Origin of the sequence: Enterobacter sp. CP102 (genome assembly GCF_025152625.1) — a bacterium.
GTDB lineage: Bacteria > Pseudomonadota > Gammaproteobacteria > Enterobacterales > Enterobacteriaceae > Enterobacter > Enterobacter soli.
Genome location: NZ_CP104014.1, coordinates 672957 through 697960, shown reverse-complemented (window position 1 = coordinate 697960; position 25004 = coordinate 672957). Strand labels below are relative to the sequence as shown.

General features: G+C 54.4%; 22 protein-coding genes, 1 pseudogene and 1 other annotated feature. Of the genes and pseudogenes, 9 read left to right on the top strand and 14 right to left on the bottom strand.

Annotated features, from left to right (window positions below; translation table 11 throughout):
* Positions 1 to 26: 26 nt before the first annotated feature.
* The 3 genes from nhaA to dnaK form a co-directional block, all read right to left on the bottom strand.
* Complete coding sequence (gene nhaA / locus N1249_RS03330) at positions 27 to 1202, bottom strand: Na+/H+ antiporter NhaA (protein ID WP_259834560.1); 1176 nt, start codon at positions 1200 to 1202, stop codon at positions 27 to 29.
* Between the two features lie 174 nt (positions 1203 to 1376).
* Positions 1377 to 2522 carry a molecular chaperone DnaJ gene (gene dnaJ, locus N1249_RS03325; RefSeq protein WP_014068842.1) on the bottom strand — a complete coding sequence of 382 codons (1146 nt, stop codon included), beginning with the start codon at positions 2520 to 2522 and terminating at the stop codon, positions 1377 to 1379.
* Positions 2523 to 2607: 85 nt separating this feature from the next.
* Positions 2608 to 4521 carry a molecular chaperone DnaK gene (dnaK, locus tag N1249_RS03320; RefSeq protein WP_014068841.1) on the bottom strand — a complete coding sequence of 638 codons (1914 nt, stop codon included), beginning with the start codon at positions 4519 to 4521 and terminating at the stop codon, positions 2608 to 2610.
* A 296-nt stretch (positions 4522 to 4817) separates the two neighbouring features.
* Here dnaK and satP point away from each other — a divergent pair, with 296 nt between their 5' ends.
* The 6 genes and pseudogenes from satP to N1249_RS03290 form a co-directional block, all read left to right on the top strand.
* On the top strand, positions 4818 to 5384 hold the full coding sequence (gene satP / locus N1249_RS03315) for an acetate uptake transporter (RefSeq protein WP_166717845.1): 567 nt from the start codon (positions 4818 to 4820) through the stop codon (positions 5382 to 5384).
* A 108-nt stretch (positions 5385 to 5492) separates the two neighbouring features.
* Positions 5493 to 6752 carry a chloride channel protein gene (locus tag N1249_RS03310; protein WP_259834556.1) on the top strand — a complete coding sequence of 420 codons (1260 nt, stop codon included), beginning with the start codon at positions 5493 to 5495 and terminating at the stop codon, positions 6750 to 6752.
* 182 nt (positions 6753 to 6934) lie between these two features.
* Positions 6935 to 8008 (top strand): iron ABC transporter permease, encoded by a 1074-nt coding sequence (locus N1249_RS03305; protein WP_259834554.1) that lies wholly within the window; start codon positions 6935 to 6937, stop codon positions 8006 to 8008.
* Positions 8005 to 8781 (top strand): ABC transporter ATP-binding protein, encoded by a 777-nt coding sequence (locus tag N1249_RS03300; RefSeq protein ID WP_259834552.1) that lies wholly within the window; start codon positions 8005 to 8007, stop codon positions 8779 to 8781. Before N1249_RS03305 ends, N1249_RS03300 begins: the two co-directional genes overlap by 4 nt.
* 22 nt (positions 8782 to 8803) lie before the next feature.
* A complete protein-coding gene (locus tag N1249_RS03295) occupies positions 8804 to 9940 on the top strand; it encodes an ABC transporter substrate-binding protein (RefSeq protein ID WP_259834550.1) in 1137 nt (378 codons plus the stop codon).
* Between the two features lie 131 nt (positions 9941 to 10071).
* Positions 10072 to 10311 (top strand): annotated as a pseudogene (locus N1249_RS03290) (sulfate ABC transporter permease); the annotation flags it as partial.
* On the opposite strand, the gene N1249_RS03285 reads toward N1249_RS03290, so the two are convergent.
* The 3 genes from N1249_RS03285 to tal form a co-directional block, all read right to left on the bottom strand.
* Positions 10308 to 11597, bottom strand: coding sequence for an MFS transporter (locus N1249_RS03285; protein WP_259834549.1), 1290 nt, complete (start codon positions 11595 to 11597; stop codon positions 10308 to 10310). The pseudogene N1249_RS03290 and the gene N1249_RS03285 overlap by 4 nt on opposite strands.
* Before the next feature lie 122 nt (positions 11598 to 11719).
* A complete protein-coding gene (gene mog, locus N1249_RS03280) occupies positions 11720 to 12307 on the bottom strand; it encodes a molybdopterin adenylyltransferase (protein WP_259834547.1) in 588 nt (195 codons plus the stop codon).
* Positions 12308 to 12417: 110 nt separating this feature from the next.
* A complete protein-coding gene (tal, locus tag N1249_RS03275; RefSeq protein WP_259834543.1) occupies positions 12418 to 13371 on the bottom strand; it encodes a transaldolase in 954 nt (317 codons plus the stop codon).
* Positions 13372 to 13634: 263 nt separating this feature from the next.
* On the opposite strand from tal, the gene N1249_RS03270 reads away from it, so the two are divergent.
* Positions 13635 to 15065 (top strand): sodium:alanine symporter family protein, encoded by a 1431-nt coding sequence (locus N1249_RS03270; protein WP_259834540.1) that lies wholly within the window; start codon positions 13635 to 13637, stop codon positions 15063 to 15065.
* 66 nt (positions 15066 to 15131) lie between these two features.
* Positions 15132 to 15905 carry a peroxide stress protein YaaA gene (gene yaaA, locus N1249_RS03265; protein ID WP_014068829.1) on the top strand — a complete coding sequence of 258 codons (774 nt, stop codon included), beginning with the start codon at positions 15132 to 15134 and terminating at the stop codon, positions 15903 to 15905.
* 33 nt (positions 15906 to 15938) lie between these two features.
* Here yaaA and N1249_RS03260 read toward each other — a convergent pair whose 3' ends face one another.
* The 7 genes from N1249_RS03260 to yjjY form a co-directional block, all read right to left on the bottom strand.
* Positions 15939 to 16253, bottom strand: a complete 315-nt coding sequence (locus N1249_RS03260; RefSeq protein WP_014068828.1) for a DUF2502 domain-containing protein — start codon at positions 16251 to 16253, stop codon at positions 15939 to 15941.
* Between the two features lie 246 nt (positions 16254 to 16499).
* Positions 16500 to 17786 carry a threonine synthase gene (gene thrC / locus N1249_RS03255; protein ID WP_259834538.1) on the bottom strand — a complete coding sequence of 429 codons (1287 nt, stop codon included), beginning with the start codon at positions 17784 to 17786 and terminating at the stop codon, positions 16500 to 16502.
* 3 nt (positions 17787 to 17789) lie between these two features.
* Entirely contained in the window at positions 17790 to 18719 is a 930-nt protein-coding gene (gene thrB / locus N1249_RS03250) for a homoserine kinase (protein WP_259834536.1), read from the bottom strand.
* A gap of 1 nt (position 18720) precedes the next feature.
* Complete coding sequence (gene thrA / locus N1249_RS03245; protein ID WP_259834534.1) at positions 18721 to 21183, bottom strand: bifunctional aspartate kinase/homoserine dehydrogenase I; 2463 nt, start codon at positions 21181 to 21183, stop codon at positions 18721 to 18723.
* 24 nt (positions 21184 to 21207) lie between these two features.
* Positions 21208 to 21325, bottom strand: a sequence feature (Thr leader region).
* Complete coding sequence (thrL, locus tag N1249_RS03240) at positions 21264 to 21332, bottom strand: thr operon leader peptide (protein ID WP_015572623.1); 69 nt, start codon at positions 21330 to 21332, stop codon at positions 21264 to 21266. (Overlaps the previous feature by 62 nt.)
* Before the next feature lie 211 nt (positions 21333 to 21543).
* Complete coding sequence (locus N1249_RS03235) at positions 21544 to 22230, bottom strand: tRNA/rRNA methyltransferase (RefSeq protein WP_259834532.1); 687 nt, start codon at positions 22228 to 22230, stop codon at positions 21544 to 21546.
* Between the two features lie 399 nt (positions 22231 to 22629).
* Positions 22630 to 22770 carry a protein YjjY gene (yjjY, locus tag N1249_RS03230; RefSeq protein ID WP_085938930.1) on the bottom strand — a complete coding sequence of 47 codons (141 nt, stop codon included), beginning with the start codon at positions 22768 to 22770 and terminating at the stop codon, positions 22630 to 22632.
* 95 nt (positions 22771 to 22865) lie between these two features.
* Between yjjY and arcA the strand changes: the two genes are divergently transcribed.
* The gene (gene arcA / locus N1249_RS03225) at positions 22866 to 23582 is read left to right on the top strand and encodes a two-component system response regulator ArcA (RefSeq protein WP_003856501.1); all 717 of its coding nucleotides are present in this window, start codon (positions 22866 to 22868) and stop codon (positions 23580 to 23582) included.
* A 48-nt stretch (positions 23583 to 23630) separates the two neighbouring features.
* On the opposite strand, the gene creD is transcribed toward arcA, so the two are convergent.
* Positions 23631 to 24983 (bottom strand): cell envelope integrity protein CreD, encoded by a 1353-nt coding sequence (gene creD / locus N1249_RS03220; RefSeq protein WP_259834529.1) that lies wholly within the window; start codon positions 24981 to 24983, stop codon positions 23631 to 23633.
* Between the last annotated feature and the right edge of the window lie 21 nt (positions 24984 to 25004).

Genomic DNA, 25004 nt, shown 5'->3' with positions numbered 1-25004 from the left:
AAGGCTCCCCTTCTCCCGGTTTCCTGTTATGCCTGAACAACCTGTCCGGGCAATTTCACCTTCAACAAGGTATAACCGATAACCGCAGCCAGTAATGATCCAATCAGGATGCCCAGTTTTGCCCAGATGATGAGCTCAGGCGCATGTGCCCCGAAGGCCAGCGTCGAGATAAAGATAGACATCGTAAAGCCAATCCCACACAAGACGCCCACCGCCATGATCTGCTTAAACGTCGTACCTTGCGGCAATGACGCCAGCTTCAGCTTCAGTGCCAGCCAGCAGAACAGGCTGATCCCCAGCGGCTTACCGATAAACAGCCCGGCAATCACCCCGAGTGGAAGCATAGAGGTCAATCCATCCAGCGTGACCCCTTCCAGAGAAACGCCGGCGTTAGCAAACGCAAACAGCGGCAGGATCATAAAGGCGACCCACGGGTGAAGCACATGCTCCAGCTGCTTTGCCGGTGACTTGCCATCCTGCGCCTTCAGCGGCACCAGGAAGCCGACAATCACCCCCGCCAGTGTGGCGTGCACGCCGGATTTCAGAACCGCCGTCCATAGCACCATTCCCACCAGCACATAGATGCCGATACGGCGCACGTTGCAGATATTCAGCAACGCCAGTACCGCAATGGCCCCTGCGGCCACACTCAGCGACAGAATCGACAGTTCGCTGGTATAGAACAGCGCGATAATCACGATGGCACCGAGATCATCTATAATCGCCAGCGCCATCAGGAATATTTTCAGTGCCACGGGAACGCGGCTGCCCAGTAGCGCCAGCACGCCAAGCGCAAAGGCGATATCCGTTGCGGCCGGGATCGCCCATCCGTGGCGCGCCACTGGATCTTGCCAGGTAAACGCCAGGAACAGCAGCGCAGGAATAACCATCCCGCCCAGCGCTGCAATCACCGGGAACGCCGCGCGCTGACGGCTGGCCAGCGAGCCGAGTACCAGCTCACGTTTAACCTCTAACCCAACCAGCAGGAAAAACACCGCCATCAGTGCATCGTTGATCCACAGCAGCATGTTTTTATTAATTTCCAGAACGCCGACCCGTAACTCGACCGGCGTCTCCAGAAATGCATGATAGAGCTCGCGTGTTGCCCCCAGGTTGGCCAACACCATGGCCGCCACAGCGGCAATAATCAAAATGATGCCGCCAGACGCCTCATTGCTAAAGAAACGGTGCAGTAATTTCACTTAAGTTCTCTCTTTTACAACAATACCTCGATAAAACCATAATACCAAGCCCAACAACTCGGCAAAAACAGATTAATATTGAGTATATATTCGCTTTTACCGAAATATACCCACAAATAAAAAAAGCCCGGAATCGCTTCCGGGCTTTTTAGAATGTCGCGCTACTGTCGAGTGTTAGCGGGTCAAATCATCGAAGAACTTTTTGACGCCATCGAAGAAGCTTTTGGAGCGTGGGCTGTTTTTCTCACCCGTTGGGCCGCCAAAGCTTTCCTGCAACTCTTTCAGCAACTGTTTCTGCTTGTCGTTCAGCCCGACCGGTGTTTCTACCACCACGCGGCACAGCAGGTCGCCCTGAGCCCCACCGCGAACCGATTTCACACCTTTGCCGCGCATCCGGAACAATTTGCCGGTCTGCGTCTCACCAGGCACTTTCAGGTTCACACGACCATCAAGCGTAGGCACTTCGATTTCACCACCGAGTGCTGCCATCGCAAAGTTGATCGGCACTTCACAGTACAGGTTGTTCCCTTCACGCTCAAAGATGGCGTGCTGTTTCACCTGGACCTGAACGTACAGATCGCCTGCTGGTGCACCGTGCTCGCCCGCTTCACCTTCACCGGTCAGACGAATACGGTCGCCCGTATCAACACCGGCAGGGATTTTAACGGACAGGGTTTTGGTTTTCTCTACGCGACCGTGGCCATGACACTTGTTGCACGGATCTTTAATCAGCGTACCGCGACCATGACAGTGTGGACAGGCCTGCTGTACCGCGAAGAAGCCCTGACGCATCTGTACCTGGCCGGAGCCGTGACAGGTTGGACAGGTCTGTGGCTGAGTTCCCGCCTTCGCGCCGCTACCGTGGCAAATGTCACACTCTTCCAGCGTCGGGATACGGATCTCTTTGGTGACACCACGGACCGCTTCTTCCAGCGTCAGATCCATGTTGTAGCGCAGATCCGCACCGCGGGCCGCGCGTTGACGACCACGACCGCCACCAAAGATGTCGCCGAATACGTCGCCGAAGATATCGCTGAAATCAGCGCCGCCGCCAAAGCCGCCGCCACCGAATCCACCGCCGCCCATGCCGCCCTGTTCAAAGGCTGCGTGACCGTACTGATCGTAGGCCGCACGTTTTTGTGCATCGGTCAGGATTTCGTAGGCTTCTTTGATCTCTTTAAATTTGGCTTCAGCCTCTTTATCACCCTGATTGCGATCCGGGTGATATTTCATGGCCAGACGCTTATACGCCTTTTTGATTTCACGCTCTTCCGCTGTTTTGGAAACGCCTAAAATCTCGTAATAGTCTTGCTTTGCCATCTTTATTTATCTGCCCCTAACATGCGTGCACGGGCGGAGAGGAAACCTCTTCGCCCGTGCCAGTAATTACCCGTTCAAAGGGCGATTATTTTTTGTCTTTCACTTCTTCGAACTCAGCATCGACAACGTCGTCGTCTTTCGCGTTGTTCGCAGAAGCATCAGCACCTGCCTGCTGTTGCGCGTGCTGCTGCTGTGCGATTTCCATCAGCTTCTGAGAAGCCTGTGCCAGCTCCTGCATCTTCGCTTCGATGTCCGCTTTGTCTTCACCTTTCAGGGAAGTTTCCAGCGCGCTCAGTGCAGCGTCGATAGCAGTTTTGTCTTCCGCTGGCAGTTTATCGCCTGCTTCTTCAACCTGCTTACGGGTGCTGTGCAGCAGATGGTCACCCTGGTTACGGGTCTGAACCAGCTCTTCGAACTTACGGTCGGATTCAGCGTTAGCTTCAGCATCGCGAACCATTTTTTCGATTTCTGCTTCGTTCAGGCCAGAAGATGCCTTGATGGTGATCTTCTGCTCTTTACCGCTGTTTTTGTCTTTGGCAGACACGTGCAGGATACCGTCAGCATCGATATCGAAGGTCACTTCGATCTGCGGCATTCCGCGTGGTGCCGGGCTGATACCGTCCAGGTTGAACTGACCCAGAGACTTGTTATCAGACGCACGCTTACGCTCACCCTGAATCACATGGATGGTTACCGCAGACTGGTTGTCTTCAGCGGTAGAGAACACCTGGCTGTGTTTCGTTGGGATGGTGGTGTTTTTGTTGATGAGCGCAGTCATCACACCGCCCATGGTTTCGATACCCAGAGACAGCGGGGTAACGTCCAGCAGCAGTACGTCTTTAACTTCACCGGTCAGCACGCCGCCCTGAACCGCTGCACCGATAGCAACAGCTTCGTCCGGGTTAACGTCTTTACGTGGCTCTTTACCAAAGAACTCAGCCACTTTCTTCTGAACCATTGGCATACGCGTCTGGCCACCGACCAGGATAACGTCCTGGATGTCGGACACAGACAGGCCAGCATCTTGCAGTGCAACTTTCAGTGGATCGATAGAACGGTTCACCAGGTCTTCTACCAGGCTTTCCAGTTTCGCACGAGTCACTTTGATGTTCATGTGTTTTGGACCGGTCGCGTCTGCGGTGATGTACGGCAGGTTCACGTCGGTCTGCTGAGCGGAAGACAGTTCGATCTTCGCTTTCTCAGCGGCTTCTTTCAGGCGCTGCATTGCCAGCGGGTCGTTACGCAGGTCAATGCCCTGATCTTTCTTAAACTCGTCAACGAGGTAGTTGATCATACGGCTATCGAAGTCTTCACCACCCAGGTGGGTATCACCATTGGTTGCCAGAACTTCAAAGGTTTTTTCGCCGTCAACTTCGTCGATTTCGATAATAGAGATATCGAAGGTACCACCACCCAGGTCGTAAACCGCGATAGTACGGTTGCCAACTTCTTTATCCAGACCGTAGGCCAGTGCCGCTGCGGTTGGTTCGTTGATAATACGTTTTACTTCCAGACCTGCGATACGGCCAGCATCTTTGGTTGCCTGACGCTGAGCATCGTTGAAGTATGCAGGAACGGTGATAACCGCTTCAGTTACTGGCTCACCCAGGTAATCTTCCGCAGTTTTCTTCATTTTTTTCAGCACTTCAGCAGAGATCTGCGGCGGTGCCATTTTCTGACCTTTAACATCAATCCATGCATCACCGTTGTCAGCACCGATGATTTTGTACGGCATGATGGCTTCATCACGCTGTACTTCTTCGTCCTGGAAGCGGCGGCCAATCAGGCGTTTAATCGCAAACAGGGTGTTTTGCGGGTTTGTCACTGCCTGACGTTTAGCCGGCTGACCAACCAGAGTTTCACCATCCTGGGTATAAGCAATAATAGAAGGCGTGGTGCGATCGCCCTCGGCGTTCTCCAGCACGCGTGCAGTAGTGCCATCCATAATCGCTACACAAGAGTTGGTAGTACCCAGGTCGATACCAATAATTTTACCCATCTAAACGTCTCCACTAAAAATTCAGTCAACATGTGGTTGTGTACCTGTAATAAGGGCAGAACGTGCTTTTTCAACTGCCCAGATTTGATTTTTTTCAGGTCCACACACTGCGGTTGCTTACAAGATGGGGTCGCAACGGCATCCATCAAGGGGGAAGGATAAAAAAATTTTTAATTTCACCCTGATTAGATCATAGACGGCATCGATTGCGCCCATTATGATGCCGCGCCCCGTCAGGGAGAATTGACGCGGGTTTAACCATTTCACCATATTAATGATGATTTTTTTGAGGACTTATGGGCAACACTAAGTTGGCTAATCCGGCTCCGCTGGGCCTGATGGGTTTTGGCATGACCACCATCCTGCTGAACCTGCACAACATCGGGATGTTCCCGATGGATGGCATTATCCTGGCGATGGGCATTTTTTACGGCGGTATCGCACAAATCTTCGCGGGCCTGCTGGAATATAAAAAAGGCAATACCTTCGGTTTAACCGCCTTTACCTCTTACGGTTCTTTCTGGCTGACCCTGGTCGCCATTCTGCTGATGCCTAAAATGGGCCTGGCAGATGCCGCTAACGCGCACTTCCTGGGCGTCTATCTGGGCCTGTGGGGCGTATTCACCCTGTTCATGTTCTTCGGCACCCTGAAGGCTAACCGCGCACTCCAGTTCGTCTTCCTGAGCCTGACCGTGCTGTTCGCCCTGCTGGCGATTGGTCACCTGGTGGATAACGAAGGCATCGTTCACGTTGCGGGCTGGATTGGCCTGGTGTGTGGCGCAAGCGCTATCTACCTGGCAATGGGCGAAGTACTGAACGAACAGTTTGGTCGTACCGTTCTGCCGATTGGTGAAAAACACTGATCCCCTTTCGTGCCCGCTCGCGGGCACGAAATCCCCGCTCCGATTGATTTTCCGTTAAAGTACGTTGTGAAATGATGGGCTTACCGCCTTTCATAAAGACAACGCATCATGACAACCCTTCCAACCCGAACTTACTGGCTGCAACGCTGGGCTGCCCTTCTTCTTACTGGAGTTCTGGCAGGTCTTGGCGGGATGCTCCTCGCTCTGCTGCTTCACGAAATTCAACACCTGGCCTACGGCTACAGCCGTGACAGCCTGACTGGCCCACAGACCTTTTTACAGGGCGTGACCGATGCCAGCGCCCGGCGCCGGTTTTTTGTGATTCTGAGCGCGGGTATCGTTGCCGGGTGCGGGTGGTGGTTGCTCGGCCGCTATGGCAAAAAACGCGTGAGCATCAGTGCCGCAGTAAAAGATCCCGGCAACCCCATGCCTGGCATCACCACCTTAATTCACGCCCTGCTGCAAATCATCACCGTGGCGATGGGCTCCCCGCTCGGACGAGAAGTTGCGCCACGGGAAGTAGGGTCACTCTTTGCGGGCGGTGTGGCACGTTATCTGCGACTTACCCCTACCGATATTCAGCTGATGATTGCCTGCGGTGCCGGAGCCGGGCTTGCAGCGGTGTATAATGTTCCGCTGGCGGGCGCCGTATTTACCCTTGAAGTCCTGCTGGTGAGCTTTAGCTGGGACACCGCGATTGCGGCACTAGTCACATCAGCCCTGGCGGCCTGGATTGCCACCCTCGGGCTTGGCGATGAACACCAGTATCGCTTTACCACTGAACTTGCCGCGACCTCACTGGTTTTCTGGGGCGCACTGTCCGGCCCGGTCATGGGGGCTGCGGCCTTTCTTTTCCGCCGCCTCACGCAGCGGGCGCGCAGTAAAGTGCGCAGCAACTGGCAAATGCCCGTTTTCAGCCTGGTCGCCTTTGCCGCACTGGGCGCATTATCAATGTGGTTCCCACAGTTGCCCGGTAACGGCAAAGGCCCGACGCAGTTAACCCTCGACGGGAGTGTGACGCTGCAACTGGCGCTGGCGATTGTGTGCATCAAAATCTTTGTTATCTGGGCGGTATTACGTGGCGGTGCCGAAGGGGGGTTACTGACGCCTGGCCTGACGATTGGCGCCCTACTCGGTTCGCTGTTATTTATTGTGGCGGGCAGGCTGTTTCCGGGCAGTGATATGGCCGGTTTTGCGCTCACCGGCGCAGCAGGGTTCCTGTCTGCCTCCATGCAAATGCCCGTGACGGCCATTACGCTGATGATGGAGTTTACCAGGATGGATCATAGTTTTTTAGTCCCGCTCGCGCTGTCTGTCACGGGTGCGTACATGACCAGCAGGCAGCTTGAACGCTGGCAAAAAAGTTGATTTCTTAATCACAAAAGAAACGATTATTAAACGGAATTCGAATAATCACCCAATTTAATTGATAAGCATTATCATTGCGATTAGTGTTGCCTGGCAGATCCCGGATATTGGATATCAGGCAGCACCCGTAAAGGAACGTTAGAGGGATAAAACGATTCTGTTGTGTTGCATAAGGTTATCTGATGAATTCCAGCCTTGCCGCCAGCAATCAATCTGGCGAAACTACTGTCGCGTTACATTACCGTAAAATTCTCGTCAGACGCTTCGCGCTGGCAGGTGTTCTGTCCGCTCTCATTGTTTGCTCACTGCTCCTTGATTTCACCATCGGGCCGTCTGGTATTTCCGTTTCTACGCTCTGGCACACGCTGGTCAATTCCGCCGCCGCCGATGCCGGCACACGCGTCATCGTCTGGGACATTCGCCTGCCGTTTGCCCTGATGGCTATCGCGGTGGGCATGGCGCTCGGGCTTGCGGGGGCAGAAATGCAAACCATCCTGAATAACCCGCTCGCCAGCCCGTTTACGCTTGGCGTCTCGTCTGCCGCGTCGTTTGGTGCCGCGCTGGCGATTGTGCTGGGTCTGGGTATTCCCGGTATTGCCGATAAGTGGTTTATTCCCGCCAATGCCTTTGTCTTTGCGCTGCTTGCCTGTTTTATTCTCGATGGCATCAGCCGCTGGACGCGGGTGGCAACCTCCGGCGTGGTGTTATTTGGCATCGCGCTGGTGTTTACGTTTAACGCCCTGATTTCGATCCTGCAATTTGTGGCCAGCGAAGATACCCTGCAAGGGCTGGTCTTCTGGACGATGGGCAGTCTGGCCCGCGCCTCCTGGGATAAGCTCGCAATTCTGGGCGTGGCGCTGGTGATTATTGTGCCGTTGTCGCTAAAAAACGCCTGGAAGCTTACCGCCCTGCGTCTGGGTGAAGATCGCGCCGTCAGCTTTGGTATCAACGTGAAAAAGCTGCGCATGACGACGTTGTTACGCATCAGCATTATCTCTGCCTTAACGGTGGCCTTCGTGGGGCCGGTCGGTTTTATTGGCCTGGTCGCGCCGCATATCTCGCGCATGATGTTCGGTGAAGATCACCGGTTTTACCTGCCCGGCAGTATGCTGATTGGCGCGCTGGTACTCTCTCTGGCGTCAGTATTTTCCAAGAACATCGTTCCCGGCGTCATCATCCCCGTAGGCATTGTGACCTCACTGGTTGGCGTGCCGTTCTTCCTTAGCATCATTATTCGTAACCGGGGGAACGTATGACCGACGGCCTTCGCGTATTCGACCTGCACACGGGTTATCGCAAGAAAAAAATCATTGATGGGTTAACGACGCCACTACTGCCTCGCGGAAAAATCACCGCGCTACTGGGGCCAAACGGCTCAGGTAAATCAACGCTGCTGCGTGCACTGGCTGACTTAAACCCCGCCGAGGGAAAACTGCTGCTTAACGGCGAAGATCTGATGACGCAGTCATCGGCAAAGCGGGCGCAAAAGGTGGTTTACCTGCCGCAGTCTTTACCTCAGGGCGTGCATCTTCACGCTCTGGAGTCGGTGATAGTGGCGAAACGGGCGAGCAGTAATAGCGCTGGCCATAACGTTGAGCAGGAAGCCTATTCCATTCTCGACAAGCTGGGCGTTGCGCATCTGGCAATGAGCTTTCTTGATCAGCTTTCTGGCGGGCAGAAACAGCTGATAGGCCTGGCTCAGTCGCTGATCCGCGAACCGGACTTACTGTTGCTGGATGAACCCTTAAGCGCGCTGGATCTTAACTACCAGTTTCATGTGATGGATATCGTTGCCCGGGAAACGCGGCAACGCAATATCGTCACCGTTGTGGTGATCCACGACATCAATATTGCGCTGCGCCACGCCGAATACGCCCTGATGCTCAAAAGCGGCGAGCTGATTGCCAGTGGCGTGCCTGGCGAAGTGGTCACGCCTGCCAGCCTGGCACGCGTGTATGGCGTGGATGGCCGGGTTGAATACTGTTCCCGTGGGCTACCGCATGTGGTGGTCGACGGATTAACACCATAAGAAAAAAGAAGACGGGGAAAACATGACGCTAAAAAAAATCATCGCTGCCGCAGGTGGTCTGGCACTGCTGCTGTCGCCACTGCTCGCCCAGGCGCAGAACTGGCCGGTGACGGTAAAGGATCTTGATAACCGCTCAGTCACCATTGAGCACGAGCCGCAGCGCATCATTTTGCAGGATGGCCGCGATATCTTCACCCTTGCCCTGCTGGAGCGCGACAACCCGTTCGCCAAAGTGGTGGCGTGGAACAACCTGCCGAAAAAACAGGACACCGAAACCTGGAACGTACTGAAGCGTAAATGGCCGGAAGCAGAAAAGATCCTCGACATGAAGTTTTCCGACCAGGGAAATGTGGATCTGGAAACTGTGATCTCCCGTCAGCCTGACCTGATGATCGCCCAGCTTCGTGCTAAACCGTCGCTGGTGCAGACCGGCGTTCTGGCGAAGCTTGAGGCGCTGCATATTCCGGTGGTCTTCGTCGACTATGAACTGCATCCGGTGCAGAACACCCTGCCGAGCATTGCCTTACTGGGCAAGGTCATGGGCCAGACCGACCGCGCGCAGGCGTATATCGATTTCTATCAACAGCGCCTGGATAAGATCCACCAGCGTCTGGCAACCGTCAGCAAAAAGCCGCTGGTCTTTATCGAACCTATCGCGGGTGTCGGTGGGCTGGATAACGGCTGCTGCTTCACTCATGCACGCAACGGCTGGGGTGGCCTTGTTGAAGCCGCAGGCGGCACGAACATTGGTTCGCAGCTGCTGCCAGGGGCTACCGGTAATATCTCCGTGGAAAAAATTATCTCCCTGAACCCGGATTACTACCTGATGACCGGCTCTAAACGCCCGGGTAAAGGCACGGCGATTATCCCGTTTGGCTATAACGTACCGGCAGGCGACGTAGCAACGGCGTTTAATGCCTTAGTGGGGCGCCAGGGTGTTGCCAGCATTCCGGCGGTAGCAGCAGGCCATACCGGAGCGCTGTACCATCATTTCTATAACAATCCGTACAACATCGTGGCGATTGAGACGCTGAGCAAAATCTTCTATCCAACGCTGTTTAAGGATGTTGATCCGCTGGCGGATTACCACGCGATCATCACAAGCTTCACCCACATCCCGGATGACAATATCGTCCTGAGCTATACCCCTTCGCACTAACCAAAAGCCGGGCATCCGCCAGTACGCCCTGGCAGCGGTTGCGCTGCTGCAAATGTCGTCCGTGGCGCTGGCGAAAGACATCCGCGTGACCTACGTCGGTCAATGGACAAAGTTATGGTTCAGGGCTTAGGCCCGGCCTTGCGTCAGCAACCACGCTTGCCTGGGTACGTGCGGTGGGCGAGTTTGGCATCGTGATGATTTTTGCGTACTTCCCGCAGGGAATACCGGTGAAACTCTACACCAACCTGCAAAACGACGGTGTGGACGCCGTGTATACCCTGCTGTGGATGCTGCTTATCGTGACGCTTCCCCTGCCGATGGTCTGCTTTGTGCTGGGCAAACGGGCGGCAAGGGAGCGAAAGCAGGCTTAGCGAGCCAGAACCGGTGCTTCAACCGGTTTCTGACGCAGCCAGAAACCTAACACCAGCCCCATCACCGAGAGCGCCAGCACATACCAGGCAGGTGCCATCGGCGAGACGCCCATCAGCACCGTCACGGCAATGGGCGTTAACCCGCCGAAGATGGCATACGAAACGTTATACGAGAATGAAATGCCGGTGAAGCGCACTTCCGGCGGGAAGGCACGCACCATCACATAGGGCACGGCACCCACGACGCCAACGCATAAGCCCACCACACCGTACAGCAGGAACAGCTGCTCAGGGTGGCTTCCCGCAAGATGGTAGAACGCCCAGCTCGAGGCGGCCAGCAGCAGGCTGCCAACGATAAAGGTCAGGCTGGCGCCAATCCGGTCAACGGCAAGCCCGGCTGCGAGACAGCCAAAGCAGAGCATAATAGTGGCGATACTGTTCGCCTGAAGCGTTACCGCAGGTGCAAAGCCGTACTGTTTTTGCAGCCAGACCGGGGACATCAAAATCACCACCACAATGCCCGCCGACAGCAGCCAGGTCAGCAGCATCGACACCACAACCGCTTTCTTATGACGCACCACTACCGCTTTCACCGGCAGCTCCTGCGCCAGCGCTTTACGCTGCTGCATTTCGAGGAAGATAGGTGTTTCCTGTAACCAGCGGCGCAGATACATCGCCACCAGACCAAAGGCCCCGCCCAGCAGGAACGGAATACGCCAGCCCCATTCGTGAACGGCCTGCTGCGTCATGCTGGTGTTGATAATCGTCGCAACAACCGAACCCAGCAGTATCCCTACGGTCAGGCCTGCGGTTAAGGTCCCGCAGGCAATACCGATACGACGCGCCGGAACATGTTCTGCCACAAACACCCATGCGCCAGGCACTTCGCCGCCAATTGCTGCTCCCTGAAGAATTCGCATCAACAACAGCAGCAGAGGAGCAACGAGGCCCATCGAGGCATAGGTTGGCAGCAGGCCAATGGCAAGCGTCGGTACGGCCATCAGCAGAATGCTGAGCGTAAACATCTTCTTACGCCCGACCAGATCGCCAAAGTGCGCCATCACAATGCCGCCCAGCGGGCGCGCAAGATACCCGGCCGCAAAAATGCCAAAGGTTTGCACCTGGCGCAGCCACTCAGGGATATCAGCCGGGAAGAACAGCTCCCCCACCACGGCGGCGAAGAAGACAAAGATGATGAAATCATAAAACTCCAGCGCCCCGCCAAGAGCAGCAAGGGTGAGCGTTTTATAATCCTGTCGATTCAGAGGTCGGGTGTTATGTGACATAGCGCGCCATGTGTTCAGAGTAGTGGAATTAGATTTACGGCGATCGTAAAGAAAAAATTACTATACCGTAAATCTATTTGCACGCTATCCTGGCTGTAGCTAATGTCACATATTTGTTAATTTCAGGAGATTGTTTCGCGGCGTGCACTTTTAGGGCGAAATGCTGCTACAACTTTGGCATCCGTTTCCACATAAGGGCCATCCAGCAGCTGTATACAATACGGTACACTTGCGAAGATCCCATGCACGACCACGCTGCCATCTTCTGCTTTTACCCCTTCCAGCGTCTCTTTGATCGACTTCGGCTGGCCCGGCAGGTTCAGGATCAACGCCTGCTTGCGGATCACGCCCACCTGGCGCGAAAGGATCGCCGTTGGCACATAGTGCAGGCTTATCTGGCGCATCTGTTCACCGAAGCCCGGCATTTCACGGTCGGCAATCGCCAGAGTAGCATCCGGGGTAACGTCGCGGCGCGCAGGGCCAGTACCGCCCGTGGTCAGCACCAGGTGGCAGCTCATTTCATCCACCAGCTCGCACAACGTCTGCTCAATGATCCCCTGCTCGTCCGGGATTAAACGGGTCTGGATTTCAAACGGGGTGGTCAGCACACTGCCCAGCCACTCTTCCAGAGCAGGGATGCCTTTGTCCTGATAAACACCGCTGGAGGCGCGGTCAGAAATCGACACTAAGCCGATGCGTAAGGTATTCATATCCATTCCATTCAAAAAGTACTGATTAAAGGGAATGATACACGCAGAGGGGGGATTCAGACAGGGTACAAAAGAAGTAGCGTGACCGGGAGCCCGGCCACGCGCAATGATTACAGCAGGTCGCCGATCATTTTTTCCAGTTTACCCTGGTCAACAGCAAACTTACGGATACCGTCCGCCAGTTTGTCTACAGCCATTGGATCCTGGTTGTGCTGCCACAGGAACTCGGACTCAGTGATGCGCTCCGGGCGTGCTTTCACTTCACCGGTGTAGGACAGTTTACGCTCCAGCGCGCCTTCGCTTTCTGCCAGCTCTTTCAGCAGAGCAGGTGCGATAGTCAGGCGGTCACAGCCAGCCAGCTCGATGATTTCACCGACGTTACGGAAGCTTGCGCCCATAACCACAGTCTCGTAGCCGTGCTGTTTGTAGTATTCGTAGATTTCAGTCACAGAAATCACGCCTGGATCTTCAGCAGGTGCGTACTCTTTCTTGTCGGTGTTGGCTTTGTACCAGTCCAGAATACGGCCCACGAACGGAGAAATCAGATATACGCCTGCTTCCGCACATGCACGTGCCTGCGCGAAGGAGAACAGCAGCGTCAGGTTACAGTTGATGCCGTCTTTTTCCAGCTGCTCAGCAGCACGGATGCCCTGCCAGGTAGAAGCCAGTTTGATCAGGATACGGTCGTTGCTGATGCCAGCATCGTTGTACATTTTGATCAGGCGTTTTGCTTTCGCGATTGACGCTTCGGTGTCGTAGGACAGACGCGCATCAACTTCAGTAGAGATACGACCCGGAACCAGTTTCAGGATTTCCAGACCGATGTTTACAGCCAGTTTGTCAGTTGCATCCACAACCTGCTGCGCACGATCGTTGCTCTGGCCTTTCGCCCAGGTCACAGCGTCGTCGATCAGTTTGCGATACTCAGGGATCTGCGCGGCGTTAAGGATCAGAGAAGGGTTAGTTGTGGCATCCTGCGGCTGGTACAACTTCATTGCCGCGATATCTCCGGTGTCAGCTACTACAGTGGTGAACTGACGAAGGGAGGTTAATTTATCCGTCATGATAGTGTTTCTCTTTTAACGTGCCCTGGATAATTCACGCTACCGACAGCTTGCCAGCAGCGGAAAAATGACAGGTTTACTTGTTAGGGGGATGTAACCGGTCTGCCTCTGATGATAACACGGTGGAAAGGTAGCGCAACCGCAGACAGTGCGCTTAGCCATAGTATGATAAACTCTGAATATTAACAGCGTGCTAAGTAACAGCATGGTCAATCAGTGGTAGCGCTTACATATTCACATTGGCATCAACAAGAGGGACGTTAATGCCTGATTTCCTCTCATTTATCAACGAAGTCCTCTGGGGTTCGATAATGATATATCTGCTACTGGGAGCAGGTATATGGTTCACGCTGCGCAGCGGTTTTATCCAGTTTCGCTATATTCGCAAGTTTGGCAAAAGTCTGAAAAACAGTATTACCCCGCAACCGGGAGGATTAACCTCGTTCCAGGCGCTGTGTACCAGCCTTGCGGCTCGGGTTGGCAGTGGCAACCTGGCGGGCGTGGCGCTGGCGATTAGCGCCGGCGGCCCCGGCGCGGTGTTCTGGATGTGGGTCACGGCGATTATCGGAATGGCGACCTCTTTTGCCGAATGCTCCCTCGCCCAGCTCTACAAAGAGAAAGACAAAAGCGGCCAGTTTCGCGGCGGCCCGGCATGGTATATGGCCCGGGGGCTGGGAATGCGCTGGATGGGCGTGCTGTTTTCTGTTTTTTTGCTCATCGCTTACGGGCTGATTTTCAACACCGTGCAGGCCAACTCCGTGGCCCATGCGCTGCGTTACGCCTTCCAGTGCCCGGAGTGGCTAACCGGCGCGACGCTGGCGATTTTCACTTTGCTGGCCATCGTCACCGGTCTGAAGGGGGTTGCACGTCTGATGCAATGGCTGGTGCCGATAATGGCGCTACTGTGGATCGCAGCGAGCCTGTTCGTGATGGTTACGCACCTCAGCATGATGCCAAAAGTGATCACGACCATTTTCCAGAGTGCCTTCGGCTGGCGGGAAGCGGCCTCTGGCGCCCTGGGTTACACCATTAGTCAGGCGCTGACGGCAGGCTTTCAGCGGGGAATGTTCTCGAACGAAGCCGGTATGGGGTCAACGCCAAATGCCGCTGCCACCGCCGCGTCCTGGCCCCCTCACCCCGCGGCGCAAGGCATCGTGCAGATGATTGGCGTGTTCACGGATACCATTATGATTTGTTCTGCCAGCGCCATGATTGTGCTGCTGGCAGGCCCAATATCGCACACGCCTGAGACGGCAGGCATTCAGCTGGTTCAGCAGGCGCTGGTGAATCTTTCTGGCAGTTGGGGAGCGAGTTTTGTCTCGGTGATTGTTATCCTGTTTGCCTTCAGCTCGATAGTCGTCAATTACCTCTATGCCGAGAACAACCTCATTTTCCTCAGGCGTGACTCGCGAGGGACTCTGTGGCTGTTGCGTATCGGGGTGGTGCTGATGGTGATTGCAGGTTCTTTACTCAGCCTGCCGCTGGTCTGGCAGCTGGCCGATGTCATTATGGCGCTGATGGCGATCACTAACCTGACGGCTATCTTACTGCTCTCTCCGGTGGTTACGCTTATCGCCCGCGATTACCTTCGCCAGCGCAAGCTTGGCATTCAGCCGGTATTTGATGCTTCGCGCTACCCCGAAATTGAAGCGCAGATCGCCCCGGGCAGCTGGGATGATTTGCCCCGGCGATAACAGCTATCGATCAATTCAGGGCGATTTTTTGCTAAAGTCGCTCTAAATTTCCTGCAAGGACTGGATATGCTGATTCTGATTTCACCTGCAAAAACGCTCGATTACCAGAGCCCTCTTGCCACTGAGCGTTATACCCAGCCTGAACTGCTGGACTATTCGCAACAGCTGATTCATGAGGCGCGTAAGCTCTCTGCGCCACAAATTGCCACGCTGATGAGCATCAGTGACAAGCTCGCCGATCTGAACGCCACGCGTTTTCACGAATGGCACCCGGATTTCACCCCGACCAATGCGCGCCAGGCGCTTCTGGCCTTCAAAGGTGATGTCTATACCGGTTTACAGGCGGAAGAGTTTAGCGAAGCCGATTTCGATTTTGCCCAGCAGCACCTGCGTATGCTCTCTGGCCTGTATGGCGTACTGCGCCCGCTGGATCTGATGCAGCCGTATCGCCTGGAGATGGGTATCCGCCTGGAAAATGCCAAAGGTAAAGACCTGTACCATTTCTGGGGCGATATCATTACCGACAAACTGAATGCGGCGTTACACGCACAGGGCGATAACATCGTGATCAACCTGGCCTCCGATGAGTACTACAAATCGGTGAAGCCGAAAAAGCTGGATGCCCAAATCATCAAGCCTGTCTTCCTGGATGAGAAAAACGGTAAGTTTAAAGTGATCAGCTTCTACGCCAAAAAAGCGCGCGGGCTGATGAGCCGCTTTATCATTCAAAACCGTCTGACGAAACCTGAGCAGCTCACCGGGTTTAACAGCGAAGGTTATTTCTTTGACGAAGAAGCGTCGGGGAAAGGCGAGATGGTGTTTAAACGCCACGAGCAGTAAAGCAAACCCCCGCCAGATGGCGGGGGTTTTTAATTAGTGGTGCTTCCACTCTGGCCCTGGGCCACGGTCATCGTGGCGGTCATCATGACGATCATCGTGACGGTCGCGGTGATCATCATGATCGCGATGCTCATCATGCGGGCGCCAGTGGTTATCACGCCAGTCGTAGTGAGCCTTCCACCAGTCATGGTCACGCCAGCGGCCGCCATCCCAGTAGTGTCCGTTATTATCCTGGTCGCCAATTTGCAGTTTTACTGCAGGCACGAGTGTGATTTCAGCTGCCTGTACCGCCATGGGAGCGACCAGCATCAGTGAAAGCGCGATGAGTGCAGGTTTCAGTTTAGACATAGGTGACTCCTTATTATTCTTGCCCAACGTGGGCCGATGTAAGGAGATTACGTGAGGGGAACCGGGGTTGTTATTCTCTGCAATCCTAATCTCTGAGCGACCGCATTTAGTGGGAATTCCTGCATTTTTACTGCTTATTTTCTCCTTAATTTCTTCACAAAAAAGCCGGGTGGCACTGCGCTTACCCGGCCTACGTTCAGAGCGGTTGTAGGCCCGGCAAGGCGTAGCCGCCACCGGGCAACACAATCACGCGCGGGTCATCATTAGCTTACGCAGCGCGGCAAAGTCCGCTGGCAGCTCGTGAGACAGCAGCGGCAGGTCGGCGCGATCCGCCAGCTCTTTTGGCAGCGGCAGGGTTTCACCCAGAATCTCTTCCACGCTCTCTTTGAACTTCGCCGGATGCGCGGTCCCCAGGAACAAACCATATTCGCCCGGGTTCAGCTGGTCGCGCAGCGCGCGGTAAGCGATAGCGGCGTGCGGCTCAGAGGTATACCCCAACGCTTTCAGCTCACGCATGGTGGCTTTGGTGGTTTCATCCGTCACCGCGGCATAACCGAGATCGCCAAGACGCCACACTTTACGGCGGAACAGCTCTTCCACACGCGGCCAGTTGTTTGGCTGGCTAACGTCCATGGCGTTAGAAAGCGTTGCCTGGGTCGCGTTTGGCGCCCATTTGCCGTCTTTCAGGAAGCGCGGCACGGTGTCGTTCGCGTTGGTTGCAGCGATGAAGCGCTTCACCGGCAGGCCCAGAGATTTCGCCAGCAGGCCAGCCGTCAGGTCGCCGAAGTTACCGCTTGGGACAGAGATCACCAGCTGGTTACGGGCTTCCTGCGGCAGTTGCGCGACGGCTTCAAAGTAGTAGCAAATCTGCGCCAGCAGGCGGCTGATGTTGATGGAGTTCGCCGAGTTCAGACCCAGCGCCACTTTCAGCTCTTCATCATCAAATGCTTGTTTAACCAGCGCCTGACAGGCATCAAAATCGCCGTCAATCGCTACCGTTTCAATGTTACCGCCAAGGGTACAGAACAGTTTTTCCTGAAGCGGGCTGATTTTGCCCTTCGGATACAGGATAACGACGCGGACATTTTTCAGACCATAAAACGCATGGGCCACGGCGGCGCCCGTATCGCCAGAGGTTGCGGTCAGAATGGTCACCGGTTTGTCGCCGCTGATGTGAGTCAGCATCTGCGCCATAAAGCGGCCGCCGAAGTCTTTAAAGGCCAGGGTCGGGCCGTGGAACAGCTCAAGGCAGCCCACGTCAGGCTCGACGTGATTGACCGGCGCCGGGAAGGCGAACGCCGCACGCACGCGCTCTTCCAGCAATTCTTGCGGGATTTCATCGCCGATAAACGCAGACAGAATTTTAGCGCTGCGCGTAACAAAATCTTGTTTCAGCAGTTCATCGATATCGGTCAGCGGGAATTCCGGCAGGTCGTGGGGGAAAAACAGCCCCTGGTTTTTGCCCAGGCCCTGCGTTACCGCCTGCGCGAAGCTGACCTGCTCGTTATGATCTTTAAGGTTGTAGAGTTTCATTATTTATCCCAGTACTCGTGCGCCAGCCGTGTCCAGACGGCAAATATGAACAAAGCCTTCCTGATTTTGCAGGTAGTGTTTAGAGAGCCAGTCCGCCACGCGCTGCGCGGTGTCCGGGTTATCGCATAATGCGAACAGCGTCGGGCCAGAGCCGGAGATCCCGCACGCCTGTGCGCCGATATCCAGCGATGCCTGGCGCGCTTCGTTAAAGCCAGGCAGCAGTTTGGTGCGATACGGTTCGGCGATCACATCTTTCATCAGTTTTGCTGCAAGCTGCGGCTGACGGGTGTAGCAGGCATGAATAAAGCCCGCCAGATGACGCCCGTGAGCGATACAGTCCTGGCGGCGATACTGTGCCGGCAGGATCGCGCGCGCTTCAGCCGTCGAGACTTTAATGCCAGGATACGCCAGCACCCACAGCCATTCATCAAACCCTGGCACCTGCTGGCTGATGATGCCATTTTCTTCAATCATCAGCTGCATTCCGCCAAGGAAACACGGCGCGACGTTGTCATAATGGATGCTGCCGGAAATACGCCCTTCCAGCTCGCCCATTAACCCCAGCAGGCGGTTATTGTTCAGCGGTTTGCCGCAGTGTTCATTCATGGCCACCAGCGCAGCCACCACCGAACACGCGCTCGAGCCCAGCCCGGAGCCAATCGGCATACTTTTTTCCAGCGTCATGGTGACCGGCACGTTTTTGCCGATCTCCTGACAGAATCTTTCCCAGCACTGATAAACGATGTTTTCGCGCGGGTCGGCCGGAAGCTTGCTGGCAAAGCGGCCCACGTTATTCAGACTGAAACTGCCAGCCGTCTCAACCGTCACCGTATCGCCCAGCAGCGAGCCATCAACTGGCGTTACCGCCGCACCCAGCACATCAAATCCGACGCTCATATTGGCGCTGGAAGCCGGGGCATAAACTTTCACCATGTTAAACTCCTAACTTCCATGACAGGGTACGAAGCAGGTCGGCAAACACGCCCGCAGCTGTAACATCGTTCCCCGCGCCATAACCGCGAAGCACCAACGGTAATGGCTGATAATAGTGGCTGTAAAACGCCAGGGCGTTCTCGCCGTTTTTGACTTTGAATAGCGGATCGTTGCCATCCACTTCAGCAATCTTCACGCGGCAAACGCCGTCATCTTCGATGTTGCCAACATAGCGCAATACCTTACCTTCATCACGGGCTTTCGCAACACGCGCAGCAAATGCGTCATCAAGCTGCGGCAGACGGGCCATAAAGGTGCTGACATCGCCGCTGTCATCAAACTCTGCCGGCAACACCGGTTCAATCACGATATCTGAAAGTTCCAGCTCGCGTCCGGTTTCACGCACCAGTATCAGCAGCTTACGCGCCACGTCCATCCCGGAAAGATCATCGCGCGGATCCGGCTCGGTGTAGCCCAGCTCACGCGCCGCACGCGTCGCTTCCGACAGGCTCATGCCTTCATCCAGCTTACCGAAGATAAACGACAACGAGCCAGAGAGAATGCCAGAGAAACGTTGCAGCTCATCACCGGCGTTCAGCAGGTTTTGCAGGTTCTCGATAACCGGCAGCCCTGCGCCCACGTTGGTGTCGTAGAGGAACTTACGGCGTGACTTGCTCGCCGCCAGACGCAGCTGATGGTAGTAATTCATCGACGAGGTGTTGGCCTTTTTGTTCGGCGTGACCACATGGAACCCTTCACGCAGGAAGTCAGCGTATTGGTCCGCTACGGCCTGGTTCGAGGTACAGTCAACAATCACCGGGTTTAGCAGGTGATACTCTTTCACCAGGCGGATCAGACGCCCCAGGTTGAAAGGCTCTTTTGCATCACTCAGCTCACCCTGCCAGTTTTCCAGATTCAGGCCGTGGACGTTGGTCAGCAGAGCTTTCGAGTTCGCGATACCGCACACGCGCAAATCAATATGTTTCTTCTTTAGCCAGGCCTGCTGACGCTTTACCTGCTCCAGCAGCGCGCCGCCAACACCGCCCACGCCAATCAGGAACAGCTCAATCACCTGGTCGGTGTTGAACAGCATCTGGTGGACAACGCGAACGCCGGTGGTGGCATCATCATTATCAACCACCACGGAGATGGAGCGCTCAGACGAGCCCTGAGCAATCGCCACGATGTTGATATTGGCGCGCGCCAGCGCCGCAAAGAATTTGGCAGAAATACCGCGCAGGGTTCGCATCCCATCACCCACCACGGAGATGATCGCCAGACGCTCCTGAATGGACAGCGGCTCCAGCAACTCTTCTTTCAGCTCCAGATAGAATTCGTCTTCCAGCGCACGACGAGCGCGCAGGCAGTCGCCCTGAGGCACACAGAAGCTGATGCTGTACTCGGAAGAGGATTGGGTAATTAGCACAACGGAAATGCCATTGCGCGACATAGCAGCGAACACACGGGCCGCCATGCCAACCATGCCTTTCATGCCCGGGCCGGACACGCTGAACATCGCCATGTTGTTCAGATTAGAAATGCCTTTCACCGGCAGGCCGTCTTCATCGGTGCTGGCACCAATCAGCGTACCTGGCGCTTGCGGGTTACCGGTATTTTTAATCAGGCAAGGGATCTGGAACTGGGCAATCGGAGAGATGGTACGCGGGTGAAGCACTTTGGCGCCGAAGTAGGACAGCTCCATGGCTTCCTGATACGACATCGATTTAAGCAGTCTGGCATCGGGAACCTGGCGCGGGTCGCAGGTATAAACGCCGTCGACGTCAGTCCAGATTTCGCAACAGTCGGCGCGTAAACAGGCCGCCAGCACGGCAGCAGAGTAGTCAGAGCCGTTACGCCCCAATACCACCAGCTCGCCCTTCTCGTTCCCGGCGGTGAAACCGGCCATCAGGATCATGTGGTCGGACGGAATTTTGCTCGCGGCAATACGGCGGGTAGATTCGGCAATATCAACAGTAGATTCGAGGTAATGACCTACTGCCAGCAGTTTTTCGACCGGGTCGATAACCGTTACGTTATGACCGCGCGCTTCCAGCAGGCCCGCCATGATGGCGATGGAGAGCTTCTCGCCGCGGCAGATCAATGCCGCATTGATGCCATCCGGGCACTGGCCCAGCAGGCTGATACCGTGCAGGACGTGTTTGATCTGGGCAAATTCATGTTCGACGAAGGCTTTCAGCTGCGCGAGCGGGAAGCCAGGCTGTGCATCGGCCAGCCCCTGAAGCAGCTCGGCGAAGATCCGCTCTGCGTCACTAATGTTCGGGAGTGCATCCTGGCCACCGATGGTTTTTTCAATCATCGCCACCAGGTGATTCGTGATTTTCGCCGGGGCAGAGAGCACGGTTGCAACCTGCCCCTGCCTGGCGTTGCTTTCCAGGATATCGGCAACACGCAGAAAACGTTCTGCATTTGCCACTGATGTACCGCCGAACTTCAACACTCGCATGGGATTACCTCGTTTCCTATAGCCGAAAAAAAAGCCCGCACTGTTCAGGTGCGGGCTTTTTTTTGTTTTTCCTGTACGCGTCAGCCCGCATCGTTACCTGTGGTAATGATGATGGTTGTGGTAATGGTAGTGATGCTGATGCGTTTCATGGATGTTGTGTACTCTGTAATTATTATCTGTCTGTGCTGTATTCTTTTAGGGTTAAAGGATCGGGCCCCTTAAGTCAATGAATTTTTAATTTGATCACAATTCGGGACACTCTCATCTCCCGCTGCTTGCAGATTTATTTTCATCCGAATCACCCAGACACAACCCATGATATCAGTCAGTTTAGCCATACTAAAAACGTATGACAGCATTTTACTCGGTCAATTTTTTTTCAATGTCGTGCAGTAAACGGTGCAACATTGCCGTGTCTCGCTGCTCAAGACGCCCCAGACGCTGGTGTAACCAGTCAGCCATTTTTTGATCGTCGGCCACGTCCAGCGCCGTTAACAAATTCTGCAAACGGGCGCGTAACGCCACCAGCTGATTTTCATCGGTGCCCGTTATCTGAGCCGGAATGGTTTGCATTAAGGATGCTAATTGATAGCAGTAGACCATCACCGCCTGCCCTAAATTCAGCGACGGATAATCAGCAACCATCGGCACCCCGGTCAGTACATCGGCCAGCTCCAGCTCTTCGTTGGTTAAACCCGAATCCTCGCGGCCAAACACCAGTGCCGCTTTCGTCAGCCATTCGCTTTTTTCAGCCAGCAATGGCACCAGTTCGGCAGGTGTCGCGTAGTAATGGAACTTCGCCCGACTGCGCGCGGTGGTCGCAACGGTGAAGGAAATGTCGTGCAGCGCATCCGCCAGCGTGTCGTAAGTCGTTATATTATCGATAATATCGCCTGATCCATGTGCAACCCAACGGGTTGCGGGTTCCAGGTGCGCCGTGCTGTCCACAATACGCAAATCGGTAAAACCCATGGTCTTCATGGCACGCGCCGCAGCGCCTATATTTTCTGCTCTTGCTGGGGCGACCAGCACAATCGACAGATGCATTTATGCTCTCTTTTTAATCAGTTAGCGGGTAAAAATGTGATGCACTTCAACATATTACGCAGCACGAATTTACAAATTTGCAACACAAATCACCGAAATAGCGTTTCTTAACAAATTAAAATCGCTAAACTATTTTGTGACTGAACAATCAGTTAGAATGTTAACAGAACCCACTTATCCTTATGTTTTGTAATGATAATGGCCGTGTGAATACCCTTTAATGATTGGATTCGTGTTGTTTATCAATCAATGTCCGCAACTAGTTGGTTTATTGAAAAATTGTGACAAAGGCTAGCATTCAGATACGATGATTTCATCAAACTGTTAACGTGCTACAATTGAACTTGATATATGTCAACGAAGCGTAGTTTTATTGGGTGTCCGGTGTCACTTAGCCTGTTATGTTGCTGTTAAAATGGTTAGGATGACAGCCGTTTTTGACACTGTCGGGTCCAAAGGGAAAGCACCCACGACCAAGCTAATGATGTTGTTGACGTTGATGGAAAGTGCATCAAGAACGCAATTACGTACTTTAGTCACGTTAGGCCGGTCATGTTAATTTGCGACATGCATCAGGCAGGTCAGGGACTTTTGTACTTCCTGTTTCGATTTAGTTGGCAATTTAGGTAGCAAACATGCAGACCCCGCACATTCTTATCGTTGAAGACGAGTTGGTAACACGCAACACGTTAAAGAGCATTTTCGAAGCAGAAGGCTACGATGTCTTTGAAGCGACCGATGGCGCAGAGATGCATCAGATCCTTTCTGAAAATGATATCAACCTGGTCATTATGGATATCAACCTGCCGGGCAAAAACGGCCTTCTTCTGGCGCGCGAACTGCGTGAACAGGCGAACGTTGCGTTAATGTTCCTGACAGGCCGTGACAACGAAGTTGATAAAATTCTTGGCCTGGAAATCGGTGCGGATGACTATATCACCAAACCGTTTAATCCTCGCGAGTTAACCATTCGTGCACGCAACCTGCTGTCCCGCACCATGAACCTGGGTACGGTCAGCGAAGAGCGTCGTAGCGTAGACAGCTACAAATTTAATGGCTGGGAACTCGATATCAACAGCCGTTCCCTGATCAGCCCGAACGGTGAGCAGTACAAGCTGCCGCGCAGTGAATTCCGCGCCATGCTGCACTTCTGCGAAAACCCAGGCAAGATCCAGTCCCGTGCTGAGCTGCTGAAGAAAATGACCGGTCGCGAGCTGAAGCCTCATGACCGTACCGTCGATGTGACTATCCGTCGTATTCGTAAACACTTCGAATCAACGCCAGATACACCGGAAATCATCGCCACCATCCATGGTGAAGGCTATCGTTTCTGCGGTGACTTACAGGAGTGATCCTGTATATAACGCATTAAAAAACGGCGCTTAACGCGCCGTTTTTTTTTATTTCCAGATCCGCATCGCTTCATCATCCGGCTCAACAGGCGGCTTCAGATGCTTAGGTTGAGAAAGCGAGTACCAGTCGAAGTGGCGCGTCAGATACATCACCGCGAACAGTGCAAGCGCCAGAACCGCAGACCCCAGCAGCAGCGCGCTGTCTTCTGAACGCAGCAGGACCCACATCACCATATCCAGCCCCAGCAATGCCAGGACAAACACCCCACTTCTCTGCCAGCTTTTCAGTACCGCCTGCAAATACATCCCGTTCATCGCCGCACCCACCAGGCTTGCAATAATCCATGCGGGGCCAAACCCGACATGCTCAGACAACGCCAGCAACACCAGATAGAACAGCACCAGTGAGAGCCCCACCAGCAGGTACTGCATCGGATGCAGACGCAGACCGGTTAAGGTTTCGAAGACAAAGAAGGCCATAAACGTCAGTGCAATCAGTAAAATCGCGTACTTCACGGCGCGGTCGGTCAACTGGTATTGATCCGCAGGCGTAGCCACCGTGACGCTGAAAGCCGGAATGCCGCGCCATTCGGGTGACGGTTGTTCGCTAAACCAGTTCTCCATATTGTTTGCAAACCAGCTGCTCTGCCAGTTCGCCTGGAAACCCGTTTCGCTAATCGTGTGCTTAACCGGCAGGTAATCACCCATAAATCCCGGATGCGGCCAGTTGCTGGTGAGCGTCAATTCACTGTTACGACCTACCGGCACCACGGCAAAACTGCCGGTCCCGGCCAGATTCAGCGACATCTCCAGCGTAAAGGTTTTCGCTTCCAGCGCTTTATCCGTCAGCGGGATATGGATACCGGAAAGTGCCCCGTAAGCGCCCGACCCCGGCTCTACGTTCAGCGTCTCTCCGTTAATTTTTGACACGTTCACTGTACCAATTCCGCGAGAATCCCCAACACCGACCATGATAAATGGCTGTCCGAGGGTCATGGTTTCCCCTTTCAGCTGCGCCATTTTTTCTGTTGAGAATTGCGCTTTAATTTTCAGGTCCGTATTCCAGATCTGCCCGTCATAAATGCCGATGCTCCTGGACTCAACGTGCTGATTGCCATCAATAAGCAGGGACTCCGGCAAAATGAAATGCAGATAACTTTTCTTGTATTCAACCTGCTTCTCATCTTCTGGCTTGAAAAAAATCTCCGTGACCGGAATGGCAATCAGCGGGCCGACCAGTTTTTGCGGTCCGCTGGTGCTTTGGCGAAGGGTATTTTCAACGTCATTGCGGTAGTTCTCGCGCTCCGAAATCAGGTTGCTGACCATAAACAATGGAACTAACAGCAGCAGGATGCACCCCAGCAGGGTGCTTACTTTCCAGAACAGGGGGGATTTCATCATTACGTCTCCTTTGTGATGAAG